The organism is Streptomyces sp. NPDC037273, from assembly GCF_055603625.1.
On sequence record NZ_JBVJVO010000003.1, the window covers coordinates 591525 to 606938 of the forward strand.

General features: G+C 70.8%; 12 protein-coding genes and 5 tRNA genes. 9 read left to right on the forward strand and 8 right to left on the reverse strand.

Going from position 1 to position 15414, the window contains the following annotated elements; genetic code table 11:
• Nucleotides 1-30 precede the first annotated feature (30 nt).
• The 8 genes from ACZ7G1_RS11930 to ACZ7G1_RS11965 form a co-directional block, all read right to left on the reverse strand.
• Nucleotides 31-612: a GTP-binding protein gene (locus ACZ7G1_RS11930; RefSeq protein ID WP_017235983.1), complete on the reverse strand. Its 582-nt coding sequence runs from the start codon at nucleotides 610-612 to the stop codon at nucleotides 31-33.
• Complete coding sequence (locus ACZ7G1_RS11935; RefSeq protein ID WP_470872068.1) at nucleotides 593-1138, reverse strand: DUF742 domain-containing protein; 546 nt, start codon at nucleotides 1136-1138, stop codon at nucleotides 593-595. Before ACZ7G1_RS11935 ends, ACZ7G1_RS11930 begins: the two co-directional genes overlap by 20 nt.
• 92 nt (nucleotides 1139-1230) lie before the next feature.
• Nucleotides 1231-1644, reverse strand: coding sequence for a roadblock/LC7 domain-containing protein (locus ACZ7G1_RS11940; protein ID WP_026057603.1), 414 nt, complete (start codon nucleotides 1642-1644; stop codon nucleotides 1231-1233).
• 7 nt (nucleotides 1645-1651) lie between these two features.
• A complete protein-coding gene (locus tag ACZ7G1_RS11945; protein WP_470872067.1) occupies nucleotides 1652-4924 on the reverse strand; it encodes a sensor histidine kinase in 3273 nt (1090 codons plus the stop codon).
• 349 nt (nucleotides 4925-5273) lie between these two features.
• Nucleotides 5274-5855 carry a GTP-binding protein gene (locus tag ACZ7G1_RS11950; RefSeq protein WP_150265733.1) on the reverse strand — a complete coding sequence of 194 codons (582 nt, stop codon included), beginning with the start codon at nucleotides 5853-5855 and terminating at the stop codon, nucleotides 5274-5276.
• Nucleotides 5836-6240, reverse strand: a complete 405-nt coding sequence (locus tag ACZ7G1_RS11955) for a DUF742 domain-containing protein (RefSeq protein WP_017235980.1) — start codon at nucleotides 6238-6240, stop codon at nucleotides 5836-5838. The genes ACZ7G1_RS11950 and ACZ7G1_RS11955 overlap by 20 nt, the downstream gene beginning before the upstream one ends.
• A 159-nt stretch (nucleotides 6241-6399) precedes the next feature.
• Complete coding sequence (locus tag ACZ7G1_RS11960) at nucleotides 6400-6813, reverse strand: roadblock/LC7 domain-containing protein (RefSeq protein WP_030496942.1); 414 nt, start codon at nucleotides 6811-6813, stop codon at nucleotides 6400-6402.
• A 9-nt stretch (nucleotides 6814-6822) separates the two neighbouring features.
• Nucleotides 6823-10716, reverse strand: a complete 3894-nt coding sequence (locus ACZ7G1_RS11965; RefSeq protein ID WP_470872064.1) for a sensor histidine kinase — start codon at nucleotides 10714-10716, stop codon at nucleotides 6823-6825.
• Between the two features lie 565 nt (nucleotides 10717-11281).
• Between ACZ7G1_RS11965 and ACZ7G1_RS11970 the strand changes: the two genes are divergently transcribed.
• The 9 genes from ACZ7G1_RS11970 (at nucleotide 11282) to ACZ7G1_RS12010 (ending at nucleotide 15361) form a co-directional block, all read left to right on the forward strand.
• Nucleotides 11282-11485 carry a hypothetical protein gene (locus ACZ7G1_RS11970; protein ID WP_470872062.1) on the forward strand — a complete coding sequence of 68 codons (204 nt, stop codon included), beginning with the start codon at nucleotides 11282-11284 and terminating at the stop codon, nucleotides 11483-11485.
• Between the two features lie 126 nt (nucleotides 11486-11611).
• Nucleotides 11612-12397 carry a fumarylacetoacetate hydrolase family protein gene (locus ACZ7G1_RS11975; protein ID WP_470872060.1) on the forward strand — a complete coding sequence of 262 codons (786 nt, stop codon included), beginning with the start codon at nucleotides 11612-11614 and terminating at the stop codon, nucleotides 12395-12397.
• The gene (gltX, locus tag ACZ7G1_RS11980) at nucleotides 12390-13904 is read left to right on the forward strand and encodes a glutamate--tRNA ligase (protein ID WP_470872059.1); all 1515 of its coding nucleotides are present in this window, start codon (nucleotides 12390-12392) and stop codon (nucleotides 13902-13904) included. Before ACZ7G1_RS11975 ends, gltX begins: the two co-directional genes overlap by 8 nt.
• 122 nt (nucleotides 13905-14026) lie before the next feature.
• Complete coding sequence (locus tag ACZ7G1_RS11985) at nucleotides 14027-14749, forward strand: HAD family hydrolase (RefSeq protein ID WP_470872058.1); 723 nt, start codon at nucleotides 14027-14029, stop codon at nucleotides 14747-14749.
• A 95-nt stretch (nucleotides 14750-14844) separates the two neighbouring features.
• Nucleotides 14845-14916 (forward strand) — tRNA-Gln (locus tag ACZ7G1_RS11990).
• Nucleotides 14917-14958: 42 nt separating this feature from the next.
• Nucleotides 14959-15031: transfer RNA gene (locus ACZ7G1_RS11995), tRNA-Glu, on the forward strand.
• Between the two features lie 61 nt (nucleotides 15032-15092).
• Nucleotides 15093-15165 (forward strand) — tRNA-Glu (locus ACZ7G1_RS12000).
• Between the two features lie 22 nt (nucleotides 15166-15187).
• Nucleotides 15188-15259, forward strand: a tRNA-Gln gene (locus ACZ7G1_RS12005).
• Between the two features lie 29 nt (nucleotides 15260-15288).
• A tRNA-Glu gene (locus tag ACZ7G1_RS12010) sits at nucleotides 15289-15361 on the forward strand.
• Nucleotides 15362-15414 lie beyond the last annotated feature (53 nt).

The window sequence follows — 15414 nt, forward strand, 5'->3', positions numbered from 1 at the left end:
GCGGGGCCTTCGTCGTACGACCGTCAGGGACTACCGCAGGCGGGCCATGAGGGCGTGCTCGACGAGCGTGATGAGCGCGCTCTTGGCGTCCGCGCGGTGGCGGGCGTCGGTGGTGATGATGGGGGTGTCCGGGCCGATCTGGAGGGCCTCGCGGACCTCCTCCGGCTGGTACGGCTGGTGTCCGTCGAAGCCGTTGAGGGCGATGACGAACGGGAGGCCCGAGTTCTCGAAGTAGTCGACCGCGGGGAAGCAGTCGGCGAGACGCCGGGTGTCGACCAGGACGACGGCGCCGATGGCGCCGCGGACCAGGTCGTCCCACATGAACCAGAAGCGGTCCTGACCCGGCGTACCGAAGAGGTACAGGATCAGGTCCTGGTCCAGGGTGATGCGGCCGAAGTCCATGGCGACAGTCGTCGTCGTCTTGTCGCCGGTGTGCGTGAGGTCGTCGATGCCCGCGGACGCGGACGTCATGACGGCTTCGGTACGCAGCGGGTTGATCTCCGAGACGGCGCCGACGAACGTGGTCTTGCCCACGCCGAAGCCACCCGCCACCACGATCTTCGCGCTGGTGGTTGAACGGGCCGCGCCGCCGCTAGAGCTTGCGAAGTCCACTGAGCACCCTTTCGAGCAGTGTCACGTCTGGCTGACCGCCGGCGGCCTCGTCGCCGCCCGGCTGGTGGATGGCGACGAGTCCGGCCTCGGCCAGGTCGGCGACGAGGATTCGGGCGACGCCGAGGGGAATGGAGAGAAGGGCCGAGATCTCCGCGACCGACTTGATCTCGAAGCACAGCCGGCAGATCCGCTGGTGCTCGGGCAACTGCCCCTGCAGCCGGGCCGGATCGGCCGTCGTGCTGACCAGCGCCTCGATGGCGAGCTGGTAGCGCGGCCGGGTCCGGCCGCCGGTCATCGCATAGGGGCGCACGAGCGGGTTGTGCCCGCTCGAACCGCCCGCGGCGGACGGTCCGCGCGAGACGCTCGGCGAGCCCGCCGCCGGGGACTGGGGCTGGGCGTAGGGCTGCGGTACGCCCTGTCTGCTCGGGGTGGAGGGAAAGTTGAACCGGTTCTGCGCGGTGTCGCCCAGCGGCGCCTGGTGCGCGTCATAACCGTTGTAGGGGCTCGCGCCCGGTGGTGTTCCCACGTCTCCTCCTCCGACTGCCTCGCGGTCCATGTCCCTTGGAGCCGCGCCACCGCACCCTACGGTGCGGTGGCGCGAAACGCACTGTCTGTCTGTTAGTTGAGAAGACTTCCCTGAAGCTCCGCCCGGAGGTCAGGAGTCAGGACGGTGCCCGCGCGGTCCACGAGCAGGGCCATCTCGTAGCCCACGAGACCGATGTCGGCCTCGGGGTGGGCGAGTACGGCCAGCGAGGAACCGTCCGAGATCGACATGATGAAGAGGAAGCCGCGCTCCATCTCCACGACGGTCTGGTTGACCGCTCCGCCCTCGAAGATCCGGGACGCGCCCGCGGTCAGCGAGGTCAGTCCGGATGCGACGGCCGCCAGCTGGTCGGCGCGGTCGCGGGGGAACCCCTCGGACATCGCCAGCAGGAGTCCGTCGGCGGAGACCACCACCGTGTGGGACACCCCGGGGGTGTTGTCCACGAAGTTGGTGATCAACCAGTTCAGATTCTGCGCCGCCTGGCTCATGCTCACACTAACGCTCCTGGTTGTAGGTACTGCCCGGGCCGAGGCCCGATCCGTTCGTGTCCGTTCCCGCGCTGCGTCCCTGCTGGACGCCCCGGCGCAGGTTGCTCAACCTGCCCCGGACGTCCTCGGGAGCGCGGGAGACCTGGGGGCCGCCCTGCGGCGTCTGCTCCGCCGTGCCCTCGACCAGGTTGGCCTTCGGGACCCGCCGGGGGAGACCGGAGGAGGTGACTCCGCCCGCCTTCGGGTCCTTGAGCTTCCCGGCCCGCTGCCAGCGCTCGTCGTTGGCCGAGCGCCACTCGTCGGAACCCTCGGCGGTCTGCCGCTGTTCCGGCTGCGCGGGCTTCGGCTGCTGCGGCGCCTGCTGCTCCGCCTGCCGCGGGACCTGCTGGGTCTGCGGGGCGACGCTGCCGCGGCGCGGCAGACCGGCGTCGGTCAGCGCGTGGCCGGCGTCCGGGGCGGGGCTGGGAGCCGGTCCCGGACGGTCGAAGCCTACGCGGTCGTGGGCCTGTTCGGGAGCGCTCGGAGCAGATTCCGCATCCGCTCCGTACTCCTGGCCGTAGCCGCTCTGGTAAGCGCTCTGTTCCGGCCACTCTGCCTGGTGGGGCTGGGGGTCGAACGCGTTCCCGTACTGCTGGTGTTCGGATTCCGGGGCCTCGTACGAAGCTTCCGCATAGCCCTGCTGCGGGTAGGCCTCGTAACCCTGCTGGGGGTACGCGTAGCCGTCCTGCGGGGCGTAGGCGTCGGTGTACTCCTGGCCGTACTGCTCGGCCGGGTACTGCTCCGACGGGTACTGCTCGGCGGGGTACTGCTCAGCGGCGTACTCCGGGGCCTGCTGCGCGTACTCCTGGCCGTACTCCGGGGCCTGCGGGGCCTGCGGGGCCTGGCCGTACTCGTCGGCCGGCTCCGTCTCGTCGCGGAACAGCGGGCGGTCGCCGGCCTGCGCCTGGGCGCCGAGGGCGGCACGGCGGCCCTCGCGGTTCAGCGAGCGGTTGACCGGGTCGAGCTCGCGCTCGTCGTCGGCCGGCTGCTCGTAGCGCGAGTCGTCGAAACCGAGGTCGGCGGCGGTCAGCATCGCCTGCGGGGCCGGGGCCTCGAAGGCGTTCTGCTGCTGCTGCGGAATGATCTGCGAGACGGTGAAGTCGTCCTGGAGCGGCTGCTCGCCGCCGCCACCGTGGGTGATGGCGTCCGGCAGCATGACGAGCGAGGTCGTCCCGGCCTGCTCGCCCGAGGGGCGCAGCTGGACCCGGATGCCGTGCCGGTCGGCGAGCCGGCCGACCACGAAGAGGCCCATGCGCTGGGAGACCGCGGCGTCCACGGTCGGCGGGTTGGCCAGCTTGTGGTTGATGTCCGCGAAGTCCTCGGCGGTGAGGCCGATGCCCTTGTCGTGGATCTCGACCATGACGCGGCCGTCGGGGAGACGGGTCGCGGTGACGCGGACCTTGGTCTGCGGGGAGGAGAACGTGGTGGCGTTCTCCAGGAGCTCGGCGAGCAGGTGCACGAGGTCGGTCACGGCCTGGCCGTGGATCTCGGCCTCCGGGACACCGGCCAGCTCGATGCGCTCGTACTGCTCCACCTCGGAGGAGGCGGCGCGCATGACGTCGACCAGCGGGACCGGCTGGTCCCAGCGGCGGCCGGGCTCCTCGCCGGCGAGGACGAGGAGGTTCTCGCCGTTGCGGCGCATACGGGTCGCCAGGTGGTCCAGCTTGAAGAGGTTCTCCAGCTGGTCCGGGTCGGCCTCGTTGTTCTCCAGGTCGGTGATGAGGGTCAGCTGGCCCTCGATCAGCGACTGGTTGCGGCGCGAGAGGTTGGTGAAGATCGCGTTGACGTTGCCCCGGAGCATGGCCTGCTCGGCGGCGAGCCGGACGGCCTCGCGGTGGACCTGGTCGAAGGCGCGGGCGACCTCGCCGATCTCGTCCTGGGAGTCGATCGGGATGGGCTGGACGCGGGTGTCGACCCGGCCGGGCTCGGTACGGGACAGCTGGTCGACGAGCATCGGCAGGCGCTGCTCGGCGATGCCGAAGGCGGCGGTGCGCAGCTCGCGCATCGAGCGGCTCATCTGGCGGGCCATCATGCCGGCCAGGATGAAGGCGGCGAGCAGGGCGATGACGACGATGCCGCCGTTGACCCAGGCGTCCGTCTTGGACTCGTCGGAGATCCGCGCGGCCTCGGCCACGGCCTTGTCGACGAGCGCCTTCTCGACCTCGCTGTAGCCGTCGAACTTGGCGGTGGCGACGGCCATCCAGGTCTCGGCCGTGATGCCCTTGGGCTTCAGGGCAGTCAGGCCCTCGGGGTCCTTGGCGGTGCCGATGGCGGAGGCGACGCCCGAGTAGACGGAGCCGTCCTTGCCCTTGGGCAGGTCGACGCCGGCGGCCTGCATCTGCTTGGCGCCCTCGGCGGCCTTGCCGGCCATGACCTTCTTGAGCAGCGCGACGTCCTCGGGCATACCGCCGGAGCTGAACTCGCCGAGGGCGATCTGCTCCAGGTAGTTGTACGAGTTGAACGCCACCGACTGCTGGGCGAAGACGGCCTCCTGGCGGCTGGGCCGGACCAGGAGCTGGGTGCCGATGGAGCGCTGGAGCGACTCGGCGCCCTTGGCCAGCTGGATGGCGTAGACGCTGCGGCCGTAGCTGGTGACGTTGCCGGTGCCGAGGCCGAGCTCGTTGGAGAACTCGGTGAGGTAGTGCTGGACGCCGGTGTACCCGAGCTGGGTGTTCACCGGGTCGAGGGAGCGCGTGTACGCGGCCTTGCGGAGCGCGTCGAGCTTGGGCTCCTCGTCCTTGAACAGCTGCAGACGGCGCTCGAGACCCTGGCCCGAGGGCAGGTTCCTGGCGGCCTCGTCGAACTTGGCGCGGGCGGCGTCGGTGGCGGCGTACGCCTGCGTCACCTCGTCGCTCTTGCGGTCCTCCGCGGACTTCGCGGCGAGCAGCGGGGCGGCGGTGAGGTCGCGCTCGTTGAGCAGGGCGGTGCTGTACTCCGAGGCGGCCCTCACGATGAGGGCCGTCTTCTCGGCGTCCTGCGCCTCCTGCCAGGTGTGGATCGACCCCTTGACCTGGAAGCCGCCCATGACGAGGCCGACGAGCACGGGTATGAGGAGGATCGCGTTCAGCCTGGTCGGCACCCGCCAGTTGCGGGGCGAGAGCTTGCTGGAGCTGCCCTTGGCGGCGGCCGCGGCCGGCGGCGGCGTCACGGGAACGTCCGCGGGCGACATCGCCGCGCGCGACGGCGGGGTGAAGTTGCCCCGCGCCTCCTGCTCCGCGGAGCTTTCCTTGCTGCGCCTCACTCGACCAACAACCTCTCGGCGTCGGCACCTACGTTGTGCCGGTGTTTCGTTCAGGGCCGTACTACTCGGGAGTTCATGAATTGCAGCACGTGAAGGGGGTCCGTTCCAAACAGTGGGACGAAGCCCCTTTCAGTGGTCCAGGCCTCACGTAAAACGGGCATAAAGAGCGAGCCCCGCCAAATGGCGGGGCTCAGGTGAGCGCAGTGACACCGGTCGGATGCGTCGGGTGTCCGCAGCGCCCCAATTCTCTGTCGAAATGTTATGAACGCGAGGGCGGCCGTGTCGAAGGACACAGACCGCCCTGGCAGGGGCATATGACAGGGGCCCCGGCCGGTCGTTCCCCGCCGTGCTACTTGAGCCGCGCCATGAGGGCGTGCTCGACGAGCGTGATGAGCGCGCTCTTGGCGTCCGCGCGGTGGCGGGCGTCGGTGGTGATGATGGGGGTGTCCGGGCCGATCTGGAGGGCCTCGCGGACCTCCTCCGGCTGGTACGGCTGGTGTCCGTCGAAGCCGTTGAGGGCGATGACGAACGGGAGGCCCGAGTTCTCGAAGTAGTCGACGGCCGGGAAGCAGTCGGCGAGACGCCGGGTGTCGACCAGGACGACGGCGCCGATGGCGCCGCGGACCAGGTCGTCCCACATGAACCAGAAGCGGTCCTGACCCGGCGTACCGAAGAGGTACAGGATCAGGTCCTGGTCGAGCGTGATGCGGCCGAAGTCCATCGCCACCGTGGTGGTCGTCTTCCCACCGGTGTGCGTGAGGTCGTCGATGCCCGCCGAAGCGGACGTCATCACGGCCTCGGTACGCAGCGGGTTGATCTCCGAGACGGCGCCGACGAACGTGGTCTTGCCCACGCCGAAGCCACCCGCCACCACGATCTTCGCGCTGGTGGTCGACCGGGCCGCGCCACCGCTAGAGCTTGCGAAGTCCACTGAGCACCCTTTCGAGCAGAGTCACGTCCGGCGTGCCGCCGGTCTCTCCGTTGCCCGGCTGGTGGATGGCCACCATGCCGGCCTCCGCCAGGTCGGCGACGAGGATCCTCGCGACGCCGAGCGGCATCGAGAGGAGGGCCGACACCTCGGCGACCGACTTGACCTCACGGCACAGGTGGCAGATCCGCTGGTGCTCGGGCAGCAGCGTGGCGAGGTGCGCCGGGTCGGCCGTGGTGCTGACCAGCGCCTCGATGGCGAGCTGGTAGCGCGGCCGGGTCCGGCCGCCGGTCATCGCGTAAGGACGCACCAGCGGCTGGTCGCCCTCATGCCCGTACTCGTCGACTGAGGCGCCGTACGGATCGTGAGAGGCGGGGGGCGGGGTCATGAATCCTCCGGGCGTGACAGCAAACTCTCTGCCGTCTGATGGGGCCGGTGGGGGGCCGGGTGGGGCGGCCGGACGGTGAACGGTGACGAGGGCGGCGCGGAGGGGCGCACCGCCCTGTCGGTCGGTCGTTGTGGATGGCTGTCCGGGGTGGTGGACCTGCTAGTGGAGCAGGCTGCCCTGGAGCTCCGCGCGGAGATCCGGGGTGAGCACGCTGCCGGCCCGGTCGACCAGCAGCGCCATCTCGTAGCCCACGAGGCCGATGTCGCACTCGGGGTGGGCGAGTACGGCCAGCGAGGAACCGTCGGAGACCGACATGAGGAAGAGGAAGCCGCGCTCCATCTCCACCACGGTCTGGGCGACGGGTCCGCCCTCGAAGATCCGGGACGCGCCCGCGGTCAGCGAGGTCAGTCCGGATGCGACCGCCGCCAGCTGGTCGGCGCGGTCGCGGGGGAATCCTTCCGACATGGCCAGCAGGAGTCCGTCGGCGGAGACCACCACCGTGTGGGACACCCCGGGGGTGTTGTCCACGAAGTTGGTGATCAACCAGTTCAGATTCTGCGCCGCCTGGCTCATCGCGTTCAACTAACGCTCCTGCTGATGGTTCGGACCGAGGTGGAAGCTACCCGTGGTCGAGTTGTTCGCCTGTCGGCCCTGCTGGATGCCGCGGCGCAGATTGGTCAGCCGGCCGCGGACGTCGTCGGGTGCACGCGAGACCTGAGGGCCGGCCGTGTGGGCCTGCTCCTGCGCGGTCCCGGGTACGAGGTTGGCCTTCGGCACGCGCCGGGGGAGGCCGGAGGTGGTGACGCCGCCGGCCGCGGGCTTGCGCACCCGCTCGGCCTGGCGCACCAGCTCGTCGTTGGGCGAGGTCCGCCAGGCGGCCCCGCCGTTCTGCCGGCCGCCGTCGCCGGGCACCGGAGCGGACGGCTGCGCGACGACCGGGGTCTGCGTCGTCTGCGTCAGGTCCGCCTGCGCCTGCTGCTGGGCCTGCTGCGCCTGCTCCTGCTGGAACCAGTTGGTCTCCAGCGTGTCGTAGAGCGGGGTACGGCCGTCACCCGAACCGGCCGGCGGCAGCGCCTCCGGACGGCGCGGCTGCTGGAGCGCGGGCTGCTGCGGCTGCTGCCGGCCGGGCTCGCCCGCCGGACGCGGGGCGCCGAAGTCGCCGCCGGTCCGCTGGCGCGGAGCCGGGGCCTGCGGCTGCTGCGGAGCCGGAGCCTGCGGGGCCTGCTGCGCCTGCGGTACGTAGGGCTGCCGGCCGAACTGCTGCTGCTGGCCGCCCTGGTACGCCTGCGGAGCCTGCGGCTGCGGGGCCTGCTGACCCTGCTGCGCCCCGAAGTCCGGACGCGGGAACTGGCCGGTGGAGCCGGGGCCCTGCGGCGCGTCGTAGTCCGGGCGGGCGAACTGGCCGGTGGAGCCCGGGCCCTGGGGGGCGTTGTAGTCGGGGCGCGGGAACTGCGCCGTCGACGCCGGGTCCTGCACACCGCCCTGGTACGCCTGCGGGGCCTGCTGGTGACCCTGCTGCGGGGCCTGCGGGGCCGCCTGCTGCGCTCCGAAGTCGGGGCGCGGGAACTGGCCGGTGGAGCCGGGGCCCTGCGGGGCCGCGGGAGCGCCGAACAGGCCGGCCGCCTCCGGGTCGTCGTGGCCGCGCGGGGCGTCCAGCGGCGACATCTCCTGCTGCGGGCGCCGGACCGGCTGCTGCGCCGGGTCGTTGCCCCAGCTCGCGGCCTGCGGGCGCTGCGGCTGCGGGTTGCCGCCCGGCAGCTCGGCGCGCGGGAAGTCGTAACCGGGCTGGCCGGGCTGCGGGGCCTGGCCCTGCGGGGCGTGCTGCGGCGCGCCGGGACCGGCCTGGTGGCCGTTCTGCCCGCCCTGGACACCCTGGTTGCCCTGGTTGCCCCAGACGTCCGTGCGGGACGGGATGGCGCTCGCCGCGCCGCCGATGAGACCGCCGGCGCCGGGGCCCGGGCGCAGCGCGTCCGGGTTCTGCGGAGCCTGCGGGACCTGCGGCAGCTGGCCGGTCTGGTCGAGCTGGGCGTTCTGCGGCTGCGGGGTGCGCGCCTGCGGGGCCCCCTGCGGGGCGCCGTCACGGCCGGGCAGCGCGGCCCGGGGACCGCTCGCACCGACCTGGCCGCGCGCGGCGGCGGCACCGATACGGCCCGCGGGCGCGCCGCCGGGACCGCCCGGACGTCCACCGGCGGGGCCACCGGCCGCACCGGGACCGCCGGGGAGACGGCCGCCGGGGGCCGCGGCACCCTGCGGCATCGCGCCCTGGCCGCCGGCGCCCGGCTTGGGCATCGGCTTCTTGCCGCCCTGGGCGACGTCGACCGGGAGCATGACGAGCGCGGTGGTGCCGCCCGAGTCGGACGGGCGCAGCTGGATGCGGATGCCGTGTCGCAGGGACAGGCGGCCGACCACGAACAGACCCATGCGGCGGGAGACCGAGACGTCCACGGTGGGCGGCGAGGCGAGCCGCTCGTTGATCGCGGCGAGGTCCTCGGGGGAGAGGCCGATGCCGGTGTCGTGGATCTCGACGAGCACCCGGCCGTCGGGCAGCGCGTGACCGGTGACCCGGACCTTCGTCTGCGGCGAGGAGAACGAGGTGGCGTTCTCAAGCAGCTCGGCGAGGAGGTGCACGAGGTCGTTGACGACCCGGCCGGCGACCTCGGTCGCCGGGACCGCGGCCAGTTCGATGCGCTCGTACTGCTCCACCTCGGAGGCGGCGGCACGGAGGACGTCGACCAGCGGGACCGGGCGGGTCCAGCGGCGGCCGGGCTCTTCACCGGCGAGGACGAGGAGGTTCTCGCCGTTCCGGCGCATACGGGTCGCGAGGTGGTCGAGCTTGAAGAGCGAGGAGAGCTGGTCCGGGTCGGCCTCGCGCGACTCCAGTTCGGAGATGAGCGACAGCTGACGCTGGATGAGGCCCTGGGAGCGGCGCGAGAGGTTGGTGAACATCGCGTTGACGTTGCCCCGGAGGAGGGCCTGCTCGGCGGCGAGACGCACGGCCTCGCGGTGCACGTCGTCGAAGGCCGCGGCCACCTGGCCGATCTCGTCCCGGGAGTGCACACCGACGGACTCGACGGTGGTGTCGACGTCCTGCGGGTCGGACTCGGAGAGCTGCTTGACGAGCTCGGGCAGCCGGTCCTGGGCGACCTTGGTCGCGGTGTCCTGGAGCCGGCGCAGCGAGCGGATCATGGACCGGGCCACGACGAAGGCGCCGATGAGCGAGACGCCGAGGACGAGGAGGATCAGCGCACCGTTGATGATGGCGTCGCGCTGCGATTCCTGCCGCAGCTCACGGGCCATCGTCTCCATGTCGCCGAGGAGGCCGTCCTCGATGACGTTCATGGCGTTGATCTTGATGCCGTACTCGTCGGTGAAGTTCAGGTGACCACGACGGGTGCCGCCCGGCATGGCGTCGTCGGCGTTCAGCACGCGCTCGGCGTACTTGTCGGCGGCGACGATCGACGGGTTGGCGCCGGTGAGGGACGCGGTCCGCTCGGCGGCATCGCCACCGGTGGACTCGTAGATCGCCTGGAACGACTTGAACTCGACGCCCTCACTGTTGAGCGCGGCGTCGGCGTACAGCCGGTCACCGGGCTCGATGCGGCCGGCCTTCTTGTCGTTCGGCGGGAGCGCGGCGGCGATGATCGCCTGCTGGATGGAGGCGTACTCCTTGGCGGACGAGAACGCGGCGAGCGCGCGGGTCCGCTTGATCATCTCCGGGTTGCTGGTCGCCTGCGCCATGTCCTGGGAGAGGCTGAGCAGCGAGCGGATCAGACGGCTGTACGCCTCGACCGTCACCGAGTGGGCGACGCCCTTCTTGTAGGCGTTGCCGCGGATCGTGTTGAGCTGGATGACCTGGGAGGCGATCTGGCTGACGTTCTGGCGGATGCTCCGCAGCGCCTCGTCGCCCTCGGTGGTCGGGATGTCCTCGGTGGCGTCGAGGAAGGCCTTGTACTCGCGGTCCGTCTTCCGGCGCGGGTTGGCGACCTGGTAGTCGCTGACCGGGCGGCCGTTGGCCAGCGGGCCCGCGGAGAGGTCGCGCTCGGACTGCAGCGCCTGCGCGAGGTCGGTGGCCTCACGGGTCAGCTTGGTGAGCAGCTGCATGTGGTCGAGCTGCTCCATGTCCTGGAGCGACTCGCTGATGCGGATGCCGCCCAGGGTGGTCGCCGCCACCACGGGGAGGGTGAGGAGGGCCACGAGGCGCGTGGAGATGCGCCAGTTGCGCAGGGCTATTCGCGGGCCGACCTCGTTCTCGGAACGGGGCTTGGCGGGCGCGGCGGGCTGTTCGGCGGCGGCCTTGCCGTTCACACGCCGGCCCGCGTCAGCGCCGTCGCCGGACGGTCCCTGACCCTGGTTCGGGGTGTGCGGGGCCGAGGGACCGCGGTCGGTCCCGGCGCGCGGTTCCTGCTCCGCCTGAGCTTCCGCTCGGCTCTGGCGGGCCTGGGGAGACCCCGAATCCCTCTTGAAACGTCCCTGCACTAGCGTCGCAACCTTTTGACCAGGCGTCCTTCCGGGTGAACGGAGCGGACGGTGTCGGCGTCGTCGGGATACGTGTCGCATCCCAGGTGGTCATCGGTGACCGGCGCAGTTCCCCCTTCCCCGCCACTCGGCCGGCGCTGTTGCGCCCCCTGCGCGCCGGCTTGTGAACCCGCGGCGGTGCGTGGAATTCCAGCACAGTGCCGGATCTCCAACAAGGGCCGCGTGTCGCACCGTGGGGGGAATGACAACCTGTGCACGATGTGTCACCCGATGTAGAAGATGATCACGGAGGATTCGGACTTTTCGCATCGAATGCTTCGCCGCCTCCCTGTGTCCCAGTCGGCATGATCAGGAGCGGAATAGAGCATTCAGTGGCGGAATGTCCCTTTCCGTGACCACCCGCGACTGCCCGTAATGCCCGGAATATGGTGCAGGTGGTGAGCAAACTCACACCCGAATCGATGTCTCAGCCATGCATTCGAAGGGAATCCCATGTTTAGCCTGACGCTTTACCCCCCTTCGCGCCCGCACGGGCGCCCGTCCCGGAACAAGGGCTGATCACCGCATGAACACCACGACGCTCCGCACCACGGCCAACCCCCGCCGCTCCACCCTCGCCCACCTCGAGGACGCCGCACAGCTCGGCCGGGGCGCCCAGCCGGAGTACGCGGTCGAACTGCCGGGCAACACGGCCAACCCCCGCCGCACCATCCTCATGCAGCCCCCGGCCCCGTACCAGCCCCAGCCCTACGCCAGCGCCACCCGCTGACCCGTCCGGGCCCGTCGCCCCGCCCACCCCATTCACGCCGGTGATATCGCCGGTCGGCCGCCCCCGCGCCGCGTTAGCCTGGAGCGTCAGACTCCAGCCAGTAGCAAGTGAGGGGCGACAGCACTCGTGCGCATCGCCAGATTCTCCATCGACGGCAATGTGGCCTTCGGCGCGGTCGAGGGCGAGGGATCCGTCGAGTCCGGCGGCCTCGTCCTGGACATCATCAAGGGCATTCCGTACACCGACTTCGAGCTCAGCGGCACCAAGGTCCCGCTGAGCAAGGTACGGCTCCTGCCGCCCGTGCTCCCCAACAAGGTCGTGGCCATCGGCCGCAACTACGCGGAGCACGCCGCCGAACTCGGCAACGAGGTCCCCGACGTCCCCGTCGCCTTCTTCAAGCCCACCACCTCGGTGATCGGCTCCGGCGACGCCATCGAGTACCCCTCCTTCTCCAACGAGCTGCACCACGAGGCCGAACTGGCCGTGGTCATCGGCCGCATGTGCCGCGAGGTGCCCCGCGAGCGCGTCAAGGACGTCATCTTCGGCTACACCTGCGCCAACGACGTCACCGCCCGCGACGCACAGCAGCGCGAGAAGCAGTGGGCCCGCGCCAAGGGCTTCGACACCTCCTGCCCCCTCGGCCCCTGGGTGGAGACCGACCTCGACCCGAGCGACCTCGCCATCCAGGCCACGGTCAACGGCGAACAGCGCCAGCTGGGTCGGACGAGCGACATGATCCGCTCCATCGAGGACCTGGTCGTCCACATCACCGAGGCCATGACGCTGCTCCCCGGAGACGTCATCCTCACCGGCACCCCCGCCGGGGTCGGCCCCCTCAACGTCGGCGACGAGGTCGCCGTCACCATCGAAGGCATCGGCACTCTCACCAATAAGGTGATCAAGCGTGGCTAACGCGAACTCCCCCAAGCTCTCGACTTCGCTCGAGCAGGGGGCACCCCCCCGCGTCCGTTTCTGTCCCTCGCCGACCGGCAACCCCCACGTGGGCCTGGTCCGCACCGCTCTCTTCAACTGGGCCTTCGCCCGGCACAACGAGGGCACGTTCGTCTTCCGCATCGAGGACACCGACGCTGCCCGCGACTCGGAGGAGTCGTACCAGCAGCTGCTCGACTCGATGCGCTGGCTCGGCTTCACCTGGGACGAGGGCCCCGAGATCGGCGGCCCGCACGCGCCGTACCGCCAGTCGCAGCGGATGGACATCTACAAGGACGTCGCCGACAAGCTGATCGCCGGTCGCTACGCGTACCCCTGCTACTGCACCGCCGAGGAGCTCGACGAGCGCCGCGAGGCCGCCCGCGCCGCCGGCCGCGCCTCCGGCTACGACGGCCACTGCCGCGACCTCACCGAGGAGCAGAAGCAGGCGTACGAGGCCGAGGGCCGCAGCCACATCGTCCGCTTCCGGATGCCGGACGAGGCGACCACCTTCACCGACCTGGTCCGCGGCGAGATCACCGTCCAGCCGGAGAACGTCACCGACTACGGCATCGTGCGCGCCAACGGCGCCCCGCTGTACACCCTGGTGAACCCGGTCGACGACGCCCTGATGGAGATCACCCACGTCCTGCGCGGCGAGGACCTGCTCTCCTCCACCCCGCGCCAGATCGCGCTGTACAAGGCGCTGATCGAGCTGGGCGTCGCCAAGGAGATCCCGCAGTTCGGCCACCTGCCGTACGTGATGGGCGAGGGCAACAAGAAGCTCTCCAAGCGCGACCCGCAGGCCTCCCTCAACCTCTACCGGGAGCGCGGCTTCCTCCCCGAGGGCCTGCTGAACTACCTGTCGCTCCTCGGCTGGTCCTTCTCCGCCGACCAGGACGTCTTCTCGATCGAGGACATGGTCGCGAAGTTCGACATCGCCGACGTGAACTCCAACCCGGCGCGCTTCGACCTCAAGAAGGCCGAGTCGATCAACGCCGACCACATCCGCAAGCTCGACGTGAAGGCCTTCGCCGAGGCCTGCGAGCCCTGGCTCAAGGCCCCGCACGCCCCCTGGGCGCCCGAGGACTTCGACCGGGCCGCCTGGGAGGCCATCGCGCCGCACGCCCAGACCCGCCTGACCGTCCTCTCGGACATCACGGACAACGTCGACTTCCTCTTCCTCGCCGAGCCGGTCTTCGACCAGGCCTCGTGGGACAAGGGCATGAAGGGCGAGCCCGCGGCCCTGCTCACCACGGCCCGCGAGAAGCTCGTGGACGCCGACTGGAACGACCCGGAGTCGCTCAAGAACGCCGTCCTGACCGCCGGCGAGGCCCACGGCCTCAAGCTCGGCAAGGCGCAGGCCCCGGTCCGCGTCGCGGTCACCGGCCGCACGGTCGGTCTGCCCCTCTTCGAGTCCCTGGAGATCCTGGGCAAGGAGAAGACCCTGACCCGCATCGACGCGGCCCTGGCGAAGCTCGCCGGCTGAGCCACGCCCTGCGCCCCGTGGGGGCGGCGACCGGTACCCCCGGCCGCCGCCCCCACGGGCGTATCCGGCCGCCGGTCGAAAAGAGACCGCGCGGGCCGGGGGAGCGGCGGTACGGTCGGGTCATGAGCATCCGGGCGGTCCTCTGGGACGTGGACGACACGATCTTCGACTACGAGGGCGCCGACCGTGCCGGGATGCGCGGGCACCTGACGGCCGAGGGGCTCCTCGACGGGTACGACTCCGTGGACCACGCCCTGCGGCGCTGGAAGGAGCTCACGGTCCTGCACTGGCGCCGCTTCGAGACCGAGGGCGGCACCTTCGAGGACCAGCGCCGGGCCCGGGTCCGCGACTTCCTCGGGACCCCGGGACTCTCGGCCGCCGGCGCCGACGACTGGTTCGGCCGCTACGTCGTCCACTACGAGGCCGCCTGGGAGCTGTTCCCCGACGCCCTGCCCGTCCTGGACCTGCTCGCGGGTGACTACCGTCACGCCGTGCTGTCCAACTCCAGCATCCACGCCCAGGAGCCCAAGCTCCGGGCGCTCGGCGTGCGCGACCGTTTCGAGGCCGTCCTGTGCGCCGCCGAGCTCGGTGTCGCCAAGCCCGCCGCCGAGGCCTTCCACGCCGCCTGCACCGCCCTCGACCTGCCCCCGCACCAGGTGGCGTACGTCGGCGACCAGCCCGACATCGACGCGCGGGGGGCCACGGAGGCCGGGCTCCTGGGCGTCTGGCTGGACCGCTCGGACACCGGCGGCCGGCCCGAGCTGAACCGGATCACGGACCTCCGCCAGCTGCCCGCGGCGCTGCGTGCGGATACGCGTTTTGGAGCACCGTCCACCTTCGGGTAATGTTCTTTCTGCGCCGAGGGGCACGGGCCGAAAGGCCGGAAAGCTCCGGAAGCGCAAGCCGAGCAAGATCCCTTCCCGAAGTGATCACGTTCCGGTGGCCTATGGTGTAATTGGCAGCACGACTGATTCTGGTTCAGTTAGTCTTGGTTCGAGTCCAGGTAGGCCAGCTCGCAGAGCTTCATCTGCAAACCGTGGATGGCATCCACAAAGCCCCCGTTGTGTAGCGGCCTAGCACGCCGCCCTCTCAAGGCGGTAGCGCCGGTTCGAATCCGGTCGGGGGTACAGATCCTTCCCGCGGGATCACCTGGGTCGCACCCGGTGAACTCGATGCAGGATCGCTAGGGCCCCCGTTGTGTAGCGGCCTAGCACGCCGCCCTCTCAAGGCGGTAGCGCCGGTTCGAATCCGGTCGGGGGTACGACGCTGGTCTAACCACGTATTGGTCTATGGTGTAATTGGCAGCACGACTGATTCTGGTTCAGTTAGTCTTGGTTCGAGTCCAGGTAGACCAGCTCGGATCCACGGCAACGTGAGATCCAAAGCCCCCGTTGTGTAGCGGCCTAGCACGCCGCCCTCTCAAGGCGGTAGCGCCGGTTCGAATCCGGTCGGGGGTACTCGATCGAAGAAGCCCTTCCCTTCGGGGGAGGGCTTCTTCGCTGTTCGGTGC

Bases quoted from the DNA above. Each gene is read 5' to 3' on its own strand.
- ACZ7G1_RS11940 (WP_026057603.1), bottom strand. From the start codon at position 1,644: ATGAGCCAGGCGGCGCAGAATCTGAACTGGTTGATCACCAACTTCGTG.
- ACZ7G1_RS11955 (WP_017235980.1), bottom strand. From the start codon at position 6,240: ATGACCCCGCCCCCCGCCTCTCACGATCCGTACGGCGCCTCAGTCGAC.
- ACZ7G1_RS11960 (WP_030496942.1), bottom strand. From the start codon at position 6,813: ATGAGCCAGGCGGCGCAGAATCTGAACTGGTTGATCACCAACTTCGTG.
- ACZ7G1_RS11970 (WP_470872062.1), top strand. From the start codon at position 11,282: ATGAACACCACGACGCTCCGCACCACGGCCAACCCCCGCCGCTCCACC.
- ACZ7G1_RS11985 (WP_470872058.1), top strand. From the start codon at position 14,027: ATGAGCATCCGGGCGGTCCTCTGGGACGTGGACGACACGATCTTCGAC.